13 protein-coding genes, 20 tRNA genes, 1 rRNA gene and 2 riboswitches are annotated in these 13170 nt (G+C 38.2%); of the genes, 2 read left to right on the top strand and 32 right to left on the bottom strand.

What is annotated here, in order from left to right:
* The 9 genes from thiF to tenA are packed head-to-tail and all read right to left on the bottom strand — an operon-like array spanning window position 1 to window position 6907.
* Complete coding sequence (gene thiF, locus ACVWY7_RS03580) at window positions 1–1020, bottom strand: thiazole biosynthesis adenylyltransferase ThiF (RefSeq protein ID WP_001065438.1); 1020 nt, start codon at window positions 1018–1020, stop codon at window positions 1–3.
* Window positions 1013–1783 carry a thiazole synthase gene (gene thiG / locus ACVWY7_RS03575; RefSeq protein WP_000931990.1) on the bottom strand — a complete coding sequence of 257 codons (771 nt, stop codon included), beginning with the start codon at window positions 1781–1783 and terminating at the stop codon, window positions 1013–1015. The genes thiF and thiG overlap by 8 nt, the downstream gene beginning before the upstream one ends.
* A 2-nt stretch (window positions 1784–1785) precedes the next feature.
* Window positions 1786–1989, bottom strand: coding sequence for a sulfur carrier protein ThiS (gene thiS / locus ACVWY7_RS03570; RefSeq protein ID WP_001049505.1), 204 nt, complete (start codon window positions 1987–1989; stop codon window positions 1786–1788).
* 15 nt (window positions 1990–2004) lie between these two features.
* Window positions 2005–3114, bottom strand: coding sequence for a glycine oxidase ThiO (gene thiO / locus ACVWY7_RS03565; protein ID WP_212114561.1), 1110 nt, complete (start codon window positions 3112–3114; stop codon window positions 2005–2007).
* Window positions 3107–3727, bottom strand: a complete 621-nt coding sequence (gene tenI, locus ACVWY7_RS03560; protein ID WP_212114559.1) for a thiazole tautomerase TenI — start codon at window positions 3725–3727, stop codon at window positions 3107–3109. Before tenI ends, thiO begins: the two co-directional genes overlap by 8 nt.
* Window positions 3728–3737: 10 nt before the next feature.
* Window positions 3738–4745 (bottom strand): ABC transporter substrate-binding protein, encoded by a 1008-nt coding sequence (locus ACVWY7_RS03555; protein ID WP_073526364.1) that lies wholly within the window; start codon window positions 4743–4745, stop codon window positions 3738–3740.
* Window positions 4742–5494, bottom strand: a complete 753-nt coding sequence (locus ACVWY7_RS03550; protein WP_212114557.1) for an ABC transporter permease — start codon at window positions 5492–5494, stop codon at window positions 4742–4744. The genes ACVWY7_RS03555 and ACVWY7_RS03550 overlap by 4 nt, the downstream gene beginning before the upstream one ends.
* Entirely contained in the window at window positions 5494–6243 is a 750-nt protein-coding gene (locus ACVWY7_RS03545; protein WP_073526360.1) for an ABC transporter ATP-binding protein, read from the bottom strand. The genes ACVWY7_RS03550 and ACVWY7_RS03545 overlap by 1 nt, the downstream gene beginning before the upstream one ends.
* Window positions 6212–6907: a thiaminase II gene (gene tenA / locus ACVWY7_RS03540; protein ID WP_000666826.1), complete on the bottom strand. Its 696-nt coding sequence runs from the start codon at window positions 6905–6907 to the stop codon at window positions 6212–6214. The genes ACVWY7_RS03545 and tenA overlap by 32 nt, the downstream gene beginning before the upstream one ends.
* 84 nt (window positions 6908–6991) lie before the next feature.
* Window positions 6992–7095: riboswitch (TPP riboswitch) on the bottom strand.
* 60 nt (window positions 7096–7155) lie between these two features.
* A riboswitch (TPP riboswitch) is annotated at window positions 7156–7268 on the bottom strand.
* Between the two features lie 269 nt (window positions 7269–7537).
* Here tenA and ACVWY7_RS03535 point away from each other — a divergent pair.
* Window positions 7538–8698 carry an SH3 domain-containing protein gene (locus tag ACVWY7_RS03535; RefSeq protein WP_001056057.1) on the top strand — a complete coding sequence of 387 codons (1161 nt, stop codon included), beginning with the start codon at window positions 7538–7540 and terminating at the stop codon, window positions 8696–8698.
* 5 nt (window positions 8699–8703) lie between these two features.
* Window positions 8704–9036: a hypothetical protein gene (locus tag ACVWY7_RS03530; protein WP_001137826.1), complete on the top strand. Its 333-nt coding sequence runs from the start codon at window positions 8704–8706 to the stop codon at window positions 9034–9036.
* A gap of 228 nt (window positions 9037–9264) precedes the next feature.
* On the opposite strand, the gene ACVWY7_RS03525 is transcribed toward ACVWY7_RS03530, so the two are convergent.
* The 23 genes from ACVWY7_RS03525 to rrf all read right to left on the bottom strand — a co-directional run.
* A complete protein-coding gene (locus ACVWY7_RS03525) occupies window positions 9265–10416 on the bottom strand; it encodes a DUF3965 domain-containing protein (protein ID WP_000648923.1) in 1152 nt (383 codons plus the stop codon).
* A gap of 294 nt (window positions 10417–10710) precedes the next feature.
* Window positions 10711–11130 carry a CBS domain-containing protein gene (locus tag ACVWY7_RS03520; protein WP_000199022.1) on the bottom strand — a complete coding sequence of 140 codons (420 nt, stop codon included), beginning with the start codon at window positions 11128–11130 and terminating at the stop codon, window positions 10711–10713.
* A gap of 129 nt (window positions 11131–11259) precedes the next feature.
* A tRNA-Glu gene (locus ACVWY7_RS03515) sits at window positions 11260–11331 on the bottom strand.
* Between the two features lies 1 nt (window position 11332).
* Window positions 11333–11407, bottom strand: a tRNA-Asn gene (locus ACVWY7_RS03510).
* An 8-nt stretch (window positions 11408–11415) separates the two neighbouring features.
* Window positions 11416–11492 (bottom strand) — tRNA-Ile (locus ACVWY7_RS03505).
* Window positions 11493–11505: 13 nt separating this feature from the next.
* A tRNA-Trp gene (locus ACVWY7_RS03500) sits at window positions 11506–11576 on the bottom strand.
* 6 nt (window positions 11577–11582) lie between these two features.
* Window positions 11583–11655 (bottom strand) — tRNA-Thr (locus tag ACVWY7_RS03495).
* 9 nt (window positions 11656–11664) lie between these two features.
* Window positions 11665–11740, bottom strand: a tRNA-Phe gene (locus ACVWY7_RS03490).
* Between the two features lie 8 nt (window positions 11741–11748).
* Window positions 11749–11824: transfer RNA gene (locus tag ACVWY7_RS03485), tRNA-Asp, on the bottom strand.
* 4 nt (window positions 11825–11828) lie between these two features.
* Window positions 11829–11905: transfer RNA gene (locus ACVWY7_RS03480), tRNA-Met, on the bottom strand.
* 20 nt (window positions 11906–11925) lie between these two features.
* Window positions 11926–12018: transfer RNA gene (locus ACVWY7_RS03475), tRNA-Ser, on the bottom strand.
* Between the two features lie 55 nt (window positions 12019–12073).
* A tRNA-Ser gene (locus tag ACVWY7_RS03470) sits at window positions 12074–12166 on the bottom strand.
* Window positions 12167–12186: 20 nt separating this feature from the next.
* A tRNA-Ala gene (locus ACVWY7_RS03465) sits at window positions 12187–12259 on the bottom strand.
* 16 nt (window positions 12260–12275) lie between these two features.
* A tRNA-Pro gene (locus ACVWY7_RS03460) sits at window positions 12276–12349 on the bottom strand.
* Window positions 12350–12357: 8 nt separating this feature from the next.
* Window positions 12358–12431 (bottom strand) — tRNA-Arg (locus ACVWY7_RS03455).
* Between the two features lie 3 nt (window positions 12432–12434).
* Window positions 12435–12523, bottom strand: a tRNA-Leu gene (locus ACVWY7_RS03450).
* 16 nt (window positions 12524–12539) lie between these two features.
* Window positions 12540–12614, bottom strand: a tRNA-Gly gene (locus ACVWY7_RS03445).
* Between the two features lie 29 nt (window positions 12615–12643).
* A tRNA-Leu gene (locus tag ACVWY7_RS03440) sits at window positions 12644–12724 on the bottom strand.
* Window positions 12725–12738: 14 nt separating this feature from the next.
* Window positions 12739–12814, bottom strand: a tRNA-Lys gene (locus tag ACVWY7_RS03435).
* Between the two features lie 4 nt (window positions 12815–12818).
* Window positions 12819–12893, bottom strand: a tRNA-Gln gene (locus ACVWY7_RS03430).
* A gap of 11 nt (window positions 12894–12904) precedes the next feature.
* Window positions 12905–12988 (bottom strand) — tRNA-Tyr (locus tag ACVWY7_RS03425).
* A gap of 8 nt (window positions 12989–12996) precedes the next feature.
* Window positions 12997–13072: transfer RNA gene (locus ACVWY7_RS03420), tRNA-Val, on the bottom strand.
* Between the two features lie 5 nt (window positions 13073–13077).
* Window positions 13078–13170 (bottom strand): 5S ribosomal RNA (gene rrf, locus ACVWY7_RS03415); the annotation flags it as partial.

The raw sequence follows: 13170 nt of genomic DNA, 5'->3' as shown, positions 1-13170 counted from the left end.
CTATCCAAAATAACGATGATAAACTGTTTTTGCTTCACTTATATCTTTCGTTCCATGTACAAGTACGCGACCATCTTTAAAAGCAACTAATCTCTTTTCTTCCACAGAAAATGATAATAAATATGGATTTACATTTAAATCATTTACACGATCATTCAGCAGCTCTTTGTATCGTTCAAAATCCATTTCCTCTTTATAAGGTGGTCTAATTTGAACTGTATTTCTCCCGCATAAAACTGCTGTTTTCGATGTATTTTCTTTGTTTAAATAAGGATATAATGCATTCTCTCCGCACGAAGGACAATTATGTTTACGAAGCTTTTGCACATTCATACATGAATATTCATTCTTCCATACATCAAACGATACAAGTCCATCTCGAAGTGATTCGTAATCTTCCACTAACAGTTTAAGAGCTTCCGTTACTTGATGAGAAACGACGAGAGATACAGCAGGTGATATAATCCCCGCTGTATCACATGTCGCTCCGCCAAGCGGAATCGATTGTAATAAACAAGATAAACATGGCGTTTTACTAGGAAGGATTGTGTAAGAAAGGCCGTAACTCCCTACACATGCTCCGTAAATCCATGGAATAGAATATTTTTGTGCTATATCATTCACAATGAAACGCGTTTCGAAATTATCAGTTGCATCAATCATTACATTAACGTTTGTAACAAGCTCTTCTAATTCCTCAGCTGTTACATCTTGAACGAGCGCTTTTACTCTTACTTCACTATTAATCTCTTCTAGACGCTTCTTTGCTGCTACAGCCTTCGGAAGATTATTTTCCACATCACTCTCTGCATACAATTGCTGCCTTTGTAAATTACTCCAATCGACATAATCACGATCAACAATTGTTACTGTGCCAACACCTGCTCTTACAAACATTTCTGCATTTGCACTACCTAGTGCGCCTGCGCCGATAATGAGTACATGCTTTTCTCTTATCTTTTGCTGGCCTTCCTCCCCAATCGGAGAAAATAATTCTTGGCGAGAATATCGATTATTCAACTACGCTCATTCCTTCTAAAGGACTACTTGCTGTTGCACAACGTTTACGTGCAATACGACCTGCTTCAAAGCCTAAACGTCCTGCCTCAATACTTAATTTCATTGCTTGTGCCATCTTAATAGGATCTTTTGCTCCTGACACAGCCGTATTTAATAACACACCATCCGCTCCTAATTCCATTGCGAATGCCGCATCAGCTGGGCTACCGATACCAGCGTCAACGATAACTGGTACTGTCGCTTGTTCAATAATAAAACTTAAATTTAATGGATTTACAATACCAAGCCCTGAACCGATTGGTGATGCTCCTGGCATAATCGCATGCACGCCAAGTTCTTGTAATTTACGTGCTAATACAACATCATCGGATGTGTACGGAAGTACGATAAATCCTTCTTCTAGTAACATTTCAGATGCCTTTAACGTTTCTACCGGATCAGGTAATAACGTTCTATCATCACCAATAACTTCAACTTTAATCATGTCACAAAGCCCTGAAGCTTTTGCTAATTTTGCAATACGAACAGCTTCTTCAGCATTTTTTGCTCCAGCTGTATTCGGTAATAACTTATATTTTTTCACATCAAGTTTTTCTAATAAATTAGGCTGCTTTGCATCAAATATATCCATACGACGTACTGCGAAGGTTAAAACCTCAGCCTCAGATACATCAATTGCCTTTTGCTGTACATCAAAATCAGGGAATTTTCCTGTTCCTAATAAAAGTCTAGAATGAAATGAAAATGGTCCAATGTTTAACATAATCAACCGCCTCCTACGAAAGTTACAATCTCAATTTGGTCTCCATCAAAAACAGATGTATCTGTATGATCATCTTTTTGTAAAATATCTTTATTACGCTCTACTACAACAATTCTGTTATCTAACTCTAAATGTGTAAGTAGCTCGGCTACTGTTTTTACACTCTCTGGCACTTCAATTTGATTACCATTAATTTTCAAATTCAAACTTCCATCCCCTTTCTAAACCGTTTTAGAAAGCAATGAATCTAGCAAGTGATTCTCTTGCTTTCCTTCTATTAAATCAGCCATATATTGACCAGAAACAGGACTTAATAAAATACCGTTTCGATAATGGCCCGTGCAAGCATATAAACCTTTTATTTCTTCATGCTCTCCCATATAAGGAGCTTCATGATTCGATTGTGGTCTTAGCCCTGCCCACGTACTTTCCCATTCTGCTTCTTTTAAAGCCGGTAATATTGTATAAGCACGCTCTAATATAGAAGTAATACTTTCTGGTTGCACAGTTTTATTGAACGTATGTGGCTTCATCGTTGCTCCAATTACGTAACGTCCGCCGCGTTTTGGAGCAATGTAAAATCTTTCTTGGAAAATAGGTGCTTTTAAAAGTTGTTTTCTACTTTTTACTGCTACTACTTCTCCTTTAACTGGATATGTACCCCATTCGCGGTGAAAATAACCTAGTAACTTCTTGCTCCATGAACCACCGGCAATAACAACTTTCTCGCACGCGATCATACCTTCACTTGTAACAATCCCAATCACTTTCTTATTTTCAATACGAATATCAAACACTTCTGTTTGCTCATATATATCTGCACCGGAAATTGCCGCAGAATGCGCGAATGCTTTCGTAAGCTCTGGCGCAATAACATGGCCATCTTTTGGATAATATACAGCACCTATAATTGACTCAGATAGATACGGCTCTTGCTCTCGTAAACGATCTCCTGTTAGAAAGTAAGAATCTTCACCTGTTTTCTGCTGCCAATCCATAATATGAAGAATTCTTTCTCTCTCCGCTTCATTTTGAGCAATGCGGTAAATACCTTTCTCTTCATACCCAATATCGATACCTGTTTTTTCACGTAAAACTGCTGCAAGTTGTGGAAATATAGCACGGCTTTCTCTAGCAAGATCAAATAGTGGATCATATGCATCCCATTCTGCCTGAACACCAAGTAGACCAGCAGCTGCTTTCGAGGCTTCAGATGCAATCTGTTGCTTCTCTACAATCGCTACTTTATGTCCTCTTTCTGCTAGAAAATGTGCAACTGAACTACCAATTACACCTCCGCCAATAATCGCTACATCATACTTCTTACACATGTTTTTCCGCCCACTTTCTTATTGATTCCTTATAAGACTTCGCTTTGCTATATGGGTTACTACTACTTACAATTCCAGACATAACAGCAATTCCACTTACTTCACTTGCCAAAATATCCTTTGTATTTTCAGGAGTAATCCCTCCAATAGCTATAATTGGTATCGATAAGCTCCTTGCAATGTCCGAAATTTCTTCAAGCCCTCTCGCTGGCACACCTTTTTTACATTCTGTCGGGAATACATGACCATAAACGAGCGAATCAGCCCCGTTCTTAAAAGCCTCTATCGCCTCTTCTACAGAATGTACAGAATAACCGACATGCAAATAAGAAAACTTTTCTTTCACTGACCTTACATCTGTGCTTCGGTACCCTAGCTGTATACGCGGGATATTTAATAAAATAGCAATATCAATTCGATCATTGATAACAAGCTTTGATGCTGGAAAGCCTTTTTTCAAAAGGCTTTCCACCCCTTCATACAATTCCTTCGTACTTTTCTCACGCTCACGAATATGCAAATAATCAATCTCGTTCTCGATTTGCATCGCTACACTCACTAACTCTTCGAATGACATGTGACCATTTGAGATTACATGAAGCTCATTTTTCATATTCATTCGCCTACTTTAAAATATTTTCGAATAGCTCATCGGCTGGAACGATTTCTTTCGTCATTCCTTTGTCTTTCAGCCATTTATTTTGTTTCTCCCATGACTCTTTTGAATCTGATAAGAATGGCTCATCTTTCGTTTCCATCTTCTCTAATAAAATCTTCATACTTTCTTTTTCAACTTCCGGTACAAGTGGGAAGTTTTCTTTTTCTTGATGATTTAATAAAATATTTAATGCTTCATCTGGATTTTTCTTCATGAAATCATAACCTTTTTTCGTTCCACGCAAGAAAACTTGCAACGCTTCTTTATCTTTTTTCAACGTTTTATCACCCGTTACAAATACAAGCTCATGATAATTCGGTACACCATAATCTGCTGGATTAAAGTATGCTGGTTCATGACCTTCATGACGCATAACAGGTACTTCATGGTTAATGTATGCCCCTGTTACCGCATCCACTTTTTTCGTAATTAATGCCGGTACTAAATCAAAGCCAACATCGACTACTTTCACTGTATCTGGATTACCCCCAGCTTCTTTTACCATCGTTTTTAAATACATCTCACTTAAAGGTGTTCCAGAGTATCCAACTGTTTTCCCCTCTAAATCTTTTGGCGATTGAATGCCTGCAGACTTCAGCGATACAACATGATTTAATGGGGAACGTACGACAGCTCCAATTGATTTCACCGGAATTTGTTCGTTTGCTTTTGCCATAACAACATCTGGCTGATAATATAAGCCAACCGTTACTTTTCCTGCAGCTGCTAACGTTAATGGATCAGTCGGATTGGAAGGGAATTTAATATTCACCTTTACTCCTTCTTCTTTAAAGTAACCTTTTTCAATTGCTGCATAAATAAAGCTATGTACCGCATTTGGGTACCAATCCAGCATGACCGTTATTTCTTTTTCTTTTTCTTTTTTACTCTTATCTGATGCTGAATTACTAGAACATCCAGCAATCATTGCAACTAATAATGTAAACACAAAGATGCGTTTTAAAAATTTCATGAATGCTTCCTCCAACTAATGAATTTCTTTTCTAATACCGAAATAAGGATGACGAAGAAAATAGCTAATAATGATAACAATACAATGGGTGCAAATACACCTGCTCCGTCTAACTGTGTCATCATTCTCTTACTGAAATATCCTAGCCCCGCTTGCGCTCCGAGCCATTCACCAATTGCTGCCCCAATTACACTAAGCGGAACTGCAATTTTTAAAGCTGAGAAAAAATAAGGAAGAGCAGACGGCAATTTTAATTTAAGAAAAACACCTTTTTTCGTTGCCCCGTACGTAACTAAAAGCTCTTCCCATTCTTTTTTCGTACTGCGTAGCCCGTCATACGTATTGACCGCAATTGGGAAAAACGTAATTAAAACTGTAACAACGACCTTACTCCAAATCGTATATCCAAACCATAAAACGAAAAGCGGAGCGAGCGCTGTAATAGGAATCGTTTGTGAAGCAACTAATAATGGATAAAATGCTCTCTCCATCCATAAACTCGCATTCATTAACATCGCTAGCCCTACACCTAATACAACAGAAATAACAACACCTATCAAAACGACATATAATGTTGCCGGCAAATGAACCGTAAATAATATATCTTTTAGTTTCCATATTTTCATTACAATTGCAGATGGTGACGGTAAAATGTACATTTCATCTACAATTCTTGCTCCTACTTCCCATATAGTAAGTAAAATACTAGAAAGCGTAAGGGCAGGAATTAATTCTTTCAAACGGCTCATTATACAAGTACCTGCCTTTGTAACATACTAAGTAGCTCATCTTTAAGCGCTAACACTTCAGGCTTATATAAATCTTTTCTTGTCCGATTACGATCAAGCGGTACAATCCTCTCGGTTAAAGTAGTTATCGGTTGATTTTCTACAACGAAAATTCGATTAGAAAGAAACAATGCTTCTTCCACATCATGAGTGATAAATAAAATTGTTTTTTCCCACTCTTTCCATTGTTCAAACAGCCATTCCTGCAAAGATGCCTTCGTTAAAGCATCCAACGCGCTAAACGGTTCATCTAAGAGCAATATCTCTCCGCCTGTTAATAAAGTTCGAATAAAAGATACGCGTTGTCTCATACCACCAGATAAATCTTTCGGATATTTTGTCTCATACCCTTGTAAACCAAATTTCTGTAACAGTTCCTTTGCCTTTATTTGTGCTTCTTTCTTCTGTACACCTTGGCACTCTAGCGGCAAGGCAGCATTCTCAATAATCGTTCTCCACGGCAAGAGCATATCTTTTTGGGGCATATACCCTACAGGGTGTCTCTTTGTTTCTGTCAGCTCTATCTGTCCCGTACTTGCTTCTTCCAAACCTGTAATAAGACGAAATAAAGTACTTTTTCCGCAACCACTCGGTCCGATAATACTTACAAACTCTTTATCTTGTATAGAAGCATTTAATTCATTGATGATTGGCTTCTCATCATAATGAAAAGAAACATTATGAAACTGTAGTATGTTCTTGCTCCTCAAATCCCCACATCTCCTTACGATAGGACATATCCCAGAATAAATATTCAAATCGACTGGAATATAGGAAAATCTCCTCTAATCGGTCTAGCTCTTTTTCAGACTTTCCAACTGCCATTTCATTTAATAAATCGATTAACCAAATACAGAGGTTGCCGTACTCTTCAGAACTATATCCTTGAATCCACTCACCAAAAAATTCATGATCCCTTGCTCCAGGAATATCATTTAAACGCTTTCCAATTTCCCAGTAGCTCCACATACACGGAAGAAGTGCTGCTATTAATTCTGCAAGTGTGCCATTTTGAGATACAGACATCATGTAATTTGTATAAGCTAAATTTTTAGCAGATGGCTTTGCAGACTCTATCTCCTCTATAGAAATTCCAAGTCTTTTTGCATACTGTTTATGGATTGTCATTTCTCCATTTAATATTCCATCAATTTGTTCAGCAAATTTCCCCATTACTTGTGGATTCGTTGCCTTTACAACGCCAATAGCATATAGCTTTGCATAATCTAACAAGTATAAATAATCTTGAATAATATAATACTGAAACTTATCTTTTTCTAACGTACCATCCCCCATACCTACTACAAACGGATGATTATGACTCATCTCCCAAACTGGTTGTACAGTTTCTAATAATCTATCGCAAAATTTCATTTCTCTATCCCCTTCCGATATGTGTGTATAAATAAAAAACCACTTCTTTATATAAGAAGTGGTTACAGCAAATAAAATTATAATTTATTCGTTGTTCCACTTCCCTTCGCTAGTATTACCTAGATCAGGTGTTATAAGGGTTAAGGATTATTCCTCTCTCAGCACAACAAGCACCCCTAGTGGTTTCAATATGAAATTTTCAAATAAAAAAGCCCCGTTTCTATACGCAAAGAAACGGGGACTCATTATTAGTGTCCGAATTGCTTCCCTACGCTAGCATAATCTAGATCAGGTAATAAAAAGGATCAAAGACTTAAGGTCTTACTCTCAGCTGGCAACACCAGCTCTCCTAGCAAACTATAAAATTATCACTGTCAGTATAACACCGTAATAAGACATCATCAACTGTTTTAATTTTCTCAATTGTCAACAAAATCACTAAGCCATATAATACTTATATTCTATCTTAGAAATTATTATCCTAATAAATTGGATAAAAAGGAATCATTATCCTCAAAAAATTTATTTTTATATTGATTTCATATTACATTTATGTGAATACACCCACTATATTATATCTTTATACTATAATAAAATTACAACTATACAACTAGAGGAGGTCTCTATTATATGAATATGAAAGCTACTGCTTTAACAGCAACTACTGTCGCAATTGCTTCTTTACTTCCTTCTATGGGAGAAACAAATGTACAAACAGCCAACGCTGAACAATTATCTAATGTGAAAACTGGATATGTCAAAGTCGATCAAGTAGCCTTACATACAAAAGATAACGCAAATAGCTCATCAATTGATACAATTCGCTTTAATACGAAAGTGAATATACTTGAAACAACTAATGGCTGGTATAAAGTATCTGTTAATAATAAAGTAGGTTACGTACAAAAAGATTCTATTCTACTAAAAAACAAACTTCAATCTAATAATCAATATATCGTCAATGCCAATGCATTAAACGTTCGTTCTGAACCTAATTTAGAATCTTCAATTTTAGATGTATTACCAAATGGGAAATTCGTTACCATTCAAGAAGAACAAGGCGAGTGGTATAAAATTTTACATAATGGCAAAGCAGGTTACGTACAAAAAGCATTCGTATCCAATGATTCACAGCCTTTAGTAAAAGGCATCACAGTTCAAAATAATACGAAATACACAGTTGCAACACCTAAACTTAACGTACGTAGCAACGCTAGTACAAGTAGCGCACTACTTGGTTCATTACAAAATGGTACACAATTACAAGTAGTGGAAACTGTAGGAACTTGGTATAAAATTCGTTTTGGCACAGGATACGGATATGTGGCAAAGCATTATGTGGTGCAAAATCAAACGCAATCACAAACTCAAACAGCTCAACCTACTTCCATTCCAGCAGTTTTCAAATTCCCTACTCAAGGAAGAATTAGCTCAACCTTTGATATGCGCTGGGAACAAATGCATTATGGTATAGATATCGCAGCTCAGGGTAATGTCTCTATCCAGGCAGCGGCTGCAGGTAAAGTCGTGAAATCATATTATTCAGCTAGCTATGGCAATGTTGTGTTCATCGCCCATCAAATAAACGGGAAATTATATACAACAGTCTATGCTCACATGAAAGATCGCACTGTACAAGCTGGTGATCAAGTACAAGCTGGACAATTAGTAGGTCATATGGGAAACACAGGTCATTCATACGGGCAACATCTTCATTTTGAATTGCACAATGGAGAATGGAATTTTGAAAAGACAAATGCAGTAAACCCACTGCCATATTTAGTTAGGTAAATTGTATGCCACGCAATATACCTCTCTTAATTGAATACTTAGCCTTTTTAGGCTTAATCTGTTGTTTAATCATTTACAATACAAATACTTTATTTTTATCTATTATCATTGCTTTTGTTGCTTTAGAAATTATGATGGAAGCCTTTCAAGTTCAACTAAAACAAAAAATTGCCCATATTTATAATGCAATCTTTCTATTAAGTGCGCTAATAACAAATATTATTAGTAATGGTTTTTATTTAACTACCGTATTTCCCGTATTCTTTATGGCTATTTTATTATTCATAGCTAGGTACATTCATGTCCCTAATAACAAAAAACACGAACAAGAAGCTTAGAAAGAGGAGACACTGTGTACCAATCTTTCAAAGATAATCCGCTAAAATATATATTGAATTTATATAAAAAAATAAATACTTTTTTTGGTATACAAGGAAGCTATACGGCACAATCTCTCCTTTATGGAATGTTATTTCTCGTCTTAATCACATTCTCCTTGCTTTACTAACAAAAAAAGGATCTCACGTTTATGTGAGATCCTTTTTTATTTATATAGAAAATGCTCTTTACCCACAAGCATATTTTTCATAAATAAAGCTAAGATTATATTTTCTCTCTAAGCTCATTCTCTGTTCATCATCGCACCAATAAAATAGAATATCATGAATCGTTGCATAACGCTTATTTTTAAGAAATAGTTTAAAGAATGATGGTAAACAATCATGTAATTGTATAAATAAATAATTGCGTAATATTTCTTCTTTATATGCAATGCCCTTACAAATATACAATAATTCTTCACAATAATATGCATGTTGTGGAACTTGGATCATTTCGAAAAATGGCACATATGATAATAACTTTCCGATAAAATGATCATATCGATCCATTATTCCTATCGTCATATGCTCCATCATATCTTTCATTACATATAAATAATCATCTACATGAGTAGTCTTGAGTGGGTCTAATCGATCTGAAATTTGAGAAAGTACAGCTCTTTGGCAAGCTAACACCGCTTGACTAGGTCCATAATATGATAGAAAATCTGTACACTTACGATACTTCCGTAATAAATCATATGTATATAAGTCATACACAAAAGTGTTACAATACATCGCTAGACTCATCATGTCACTATTTAATTGCTCTTTTGATAGTGACTTAGCTCTCTTACACATATAAAAGAATGTAAATTCTAATACTTCTTTATGGGATAATAAATGCTTACAGTCTGTTATACATTTCTCATTAAATTTAACTCTATCCCAAATTTCTACATCCCCATCAGTTAATTCACCAATACGATATTTAATAATTAAATAGTTTAAAGCAACCGCCTGCGTCAAAAGATCCCACGTTTCATATTCCAATGAAGTGTGAACAAACTCAGCTAGTCCTTGATTTACCATAAAAGTATTTGCTTCTTCATACCAACCAATCTCTTGGCATAAGCGAAGAATACGTACTAAAGTTGGAATTTCATCTTTATGAAACTGCGGTAAATTCTTTGCTTTATTCATTCCATATACGATAAATGCCGCTAAATTTTCTTCTTTATAAAATTCTTTTTCTTTCCACACTAATATAGTTCGTTCTTTCCCTTCACCTTTTGGGTGACAAGGTACAAGCAAAGAAAATAATTCAGCGAAATTATTTGGCTCTATATATGTATCTGTAACCAAATTCCAATTTGGATCGCGCTGTACAGCCTTCATATAATTCCCCTTCCCTTTTGTCTACATAGGAGATATTAATCCATTATTACATCATTAATAATAAATATTGTTATATTCGAAATCTAACATAATACTTATATCTATCAGTATATCATTTTTTCTCTTATTTAAAATTAGGAATGACAAATTTAAATAAACTGTCGAAATTACTAACTGTATACTTATTATATAATGTCTCAGATACATCATGCTAACATATTAGCTTAATTCTATATACTAGTATAATGCATCTGATTTTTATACGTAACTTATCCCACTAATTAAAGTCTTGCTTTATTCCGTATGCTCCGAGATTTCACTTAAAGCAAATCCAGCTTGATCATCTGCTGATTCTCTTATAGCTAAATCACCTAGCGCTAACATCCCAACAAGTTGATCACTCTCAACGACTGGTAATCGTCTAATTTGATGCTGGGCCATTAACTCTGTAGCTTTTTCAATAGAATCGTCTGGAGAAACTGAAATAATGTTTGTTGTCATTACATTTGTAATTTTATTAGATCCAGGATGTTTCTCAGCAATTCCTCGAACAACTAAGTCTCGGTCCGTAACAAGCCCAACAACTTGCTCATTTTCAACAACCGGAATCAATCCAATTGATTCTTCTTTCATCTTTACAGCAGCCTCATATACATTATCTAGCGGTGTACACTGTACAATATGAGTACTCATAACGTCTCTCACTCGTGTCATTTTGTCTCCTCCTTTTTATACATACCATAGCTTTTCCTAAATCCCTTTATTTATTTCAAGAAAATCAGTTGATAAAGGAGGATTCACGCACAATAAAAAAGAGTCAGCACATTGCTGACTCTTTTTTTATGACCCGTACGGGATTCGAACCCGTGTTACCGCCGTGAAAGGGCGGTGTCTTAACCACTTGACCAACGGGCCATGGCTCCGCAGGTAGGACTCGAACCTACGACCGATCGGTTAACAGCCGATAGCTCTACCACTGAGCTACTGCGGAATAATATATGGTGGGCCTAAATGGACTCGAACCATCGACCTCACGCTTATCAGGCGTGCGCTCTAACCAGCTGAGCTATAGGCCCATATACTTTAGAACAGGGGCAGTAGGAATCGAACCCACACTGGAGGTTTTGGAGACCTCAGTTCTACCTTTAAACTATGCCCCTAAAGGATGCCGGCTAGAGGACTTGAACCCCCAACCTACTGATTACAAGTCAGTTGCTCTACCAATTGAGCTAAGCCGGCATAAAAAAATGGTGGCTCGGGACGGAATCGAACCGCCGACACGAGGATTTTCAGTCCTCTGCTCTACCGACTGAGCTACCGAGCCAACATAAATGGCGGTCCCGACCGGGGTCGAACCGGCGATCTCCTGCGTGACAGGCAGGCATGTTAACCACTACACCACGGGACCATTTTGGTTGCGGGGACAGGATTTGAACCTGCGACCTTCGGGTTATGAGCCCGACGAGCTACCGTGCTGCTCCACCCCGCGACAATATAAAATTAAAAAAATGGAGGAGGTAGAGGGATTCGAACCCCCGCGCGACTCTCGCCGCCTGTCGGTTTTCAAGACCGATCCCTTCAGCCGAACTTGGGTATACCTCCATGAAGGAAAAAAGAAATATTTTATTATTTATGTCTAAACCACTTAAAAAGAAAATGGAGGAGGTAGAGGGATTCGAACCCCCGCGCGATTCTCACCGCCTGTCGGTTTTCAAGACCGATCCCTTCAGCCGAACTTGGGTATACCTCCGAGACATATAATAAATAAAGTGGAGCCTAGCGGGATCGAACCGCTGACCTCCTGCGTGCAAGGCAGGCGCTCTCCCAGCTGAGCTAAGGCCCCATGTTTTTTGGGAATATCGGGAAGACAGGATTTGAACCTGCGACCCCCTGGTCCCAAACCAGGTGCTCTACCAAGCTGAGCCACTTCCCGAGAGTAAGCGCGCCCGAGAGGAGTCGAACCCCTAACCTCTTGATCCGTAGTCAAACGCTCTATCCAATTGAGCTACGGGCGCATATGGTGCCGAGGGCGGGGGTCGAACCCGCACGGTGGTCACCCACCGCAGGATTTTAAGTCCTGTGCGTCTGCCTGTTCCGCCACCCCGGCATGTCATATTGAAAATTGGAGCGGAAGACGGGATTCGAACCCGCGACCCCAACCTTGGCAAGGTTGTATTCTACCACTGAACTACTTCCGCAAGACATGTATGAGTTATTTTATTAAAAGTGCGGGTGAAGGGAGTCGAACCCCCACGCCAAAGGCGCTAGATCCTAAGTCTAGTGCGTCTGCCAATTCCGCCACACCCGCATATTTTGTTAAAATGGTGAGCCATGAAGGACTCGAACCTTCGACCCTCTGATTAAAAGTCAGATGCTCTACCAACTGAGCTAATGGCTCTTAATGGCTGGGCTAGCTGGATTCGAACCAGCGCATGACGGAGTCAAAGTCCGTTGCCTTACCGCTTGGCTATAGCCCATTAATTAAGAATGGTGGAGGGGGGCAGATTCGAACTGCCGAACCCGAAGGAGCGGATTTACAGTCCGCCGCGTTTAGCCACTTCGCTACCCCTCCGACATATATGGTGGAGGATGACGGGATCGAACCGCCGACCCCCTGCTTGTAAGGCAGGTGCTCTCCCAGCTGAGCTAATCCTCCATTTTGCCTGGCAACGTCCTACTCTCACAGGGACAAGGTCCCAACTACCATCGGCGCTAGAGAGCTTAACTTCCGTGTTCGGTATGGGAACGGGTGTG

It is taken from the genome of Bacillus sp. TE9106W (assembly GCF_054062215.1).
The sequence above is the reverse complement of the archived record's forward strand: the minus strand, read 5'-3'. Positions and strand labels throughout refer to the sequence as shown.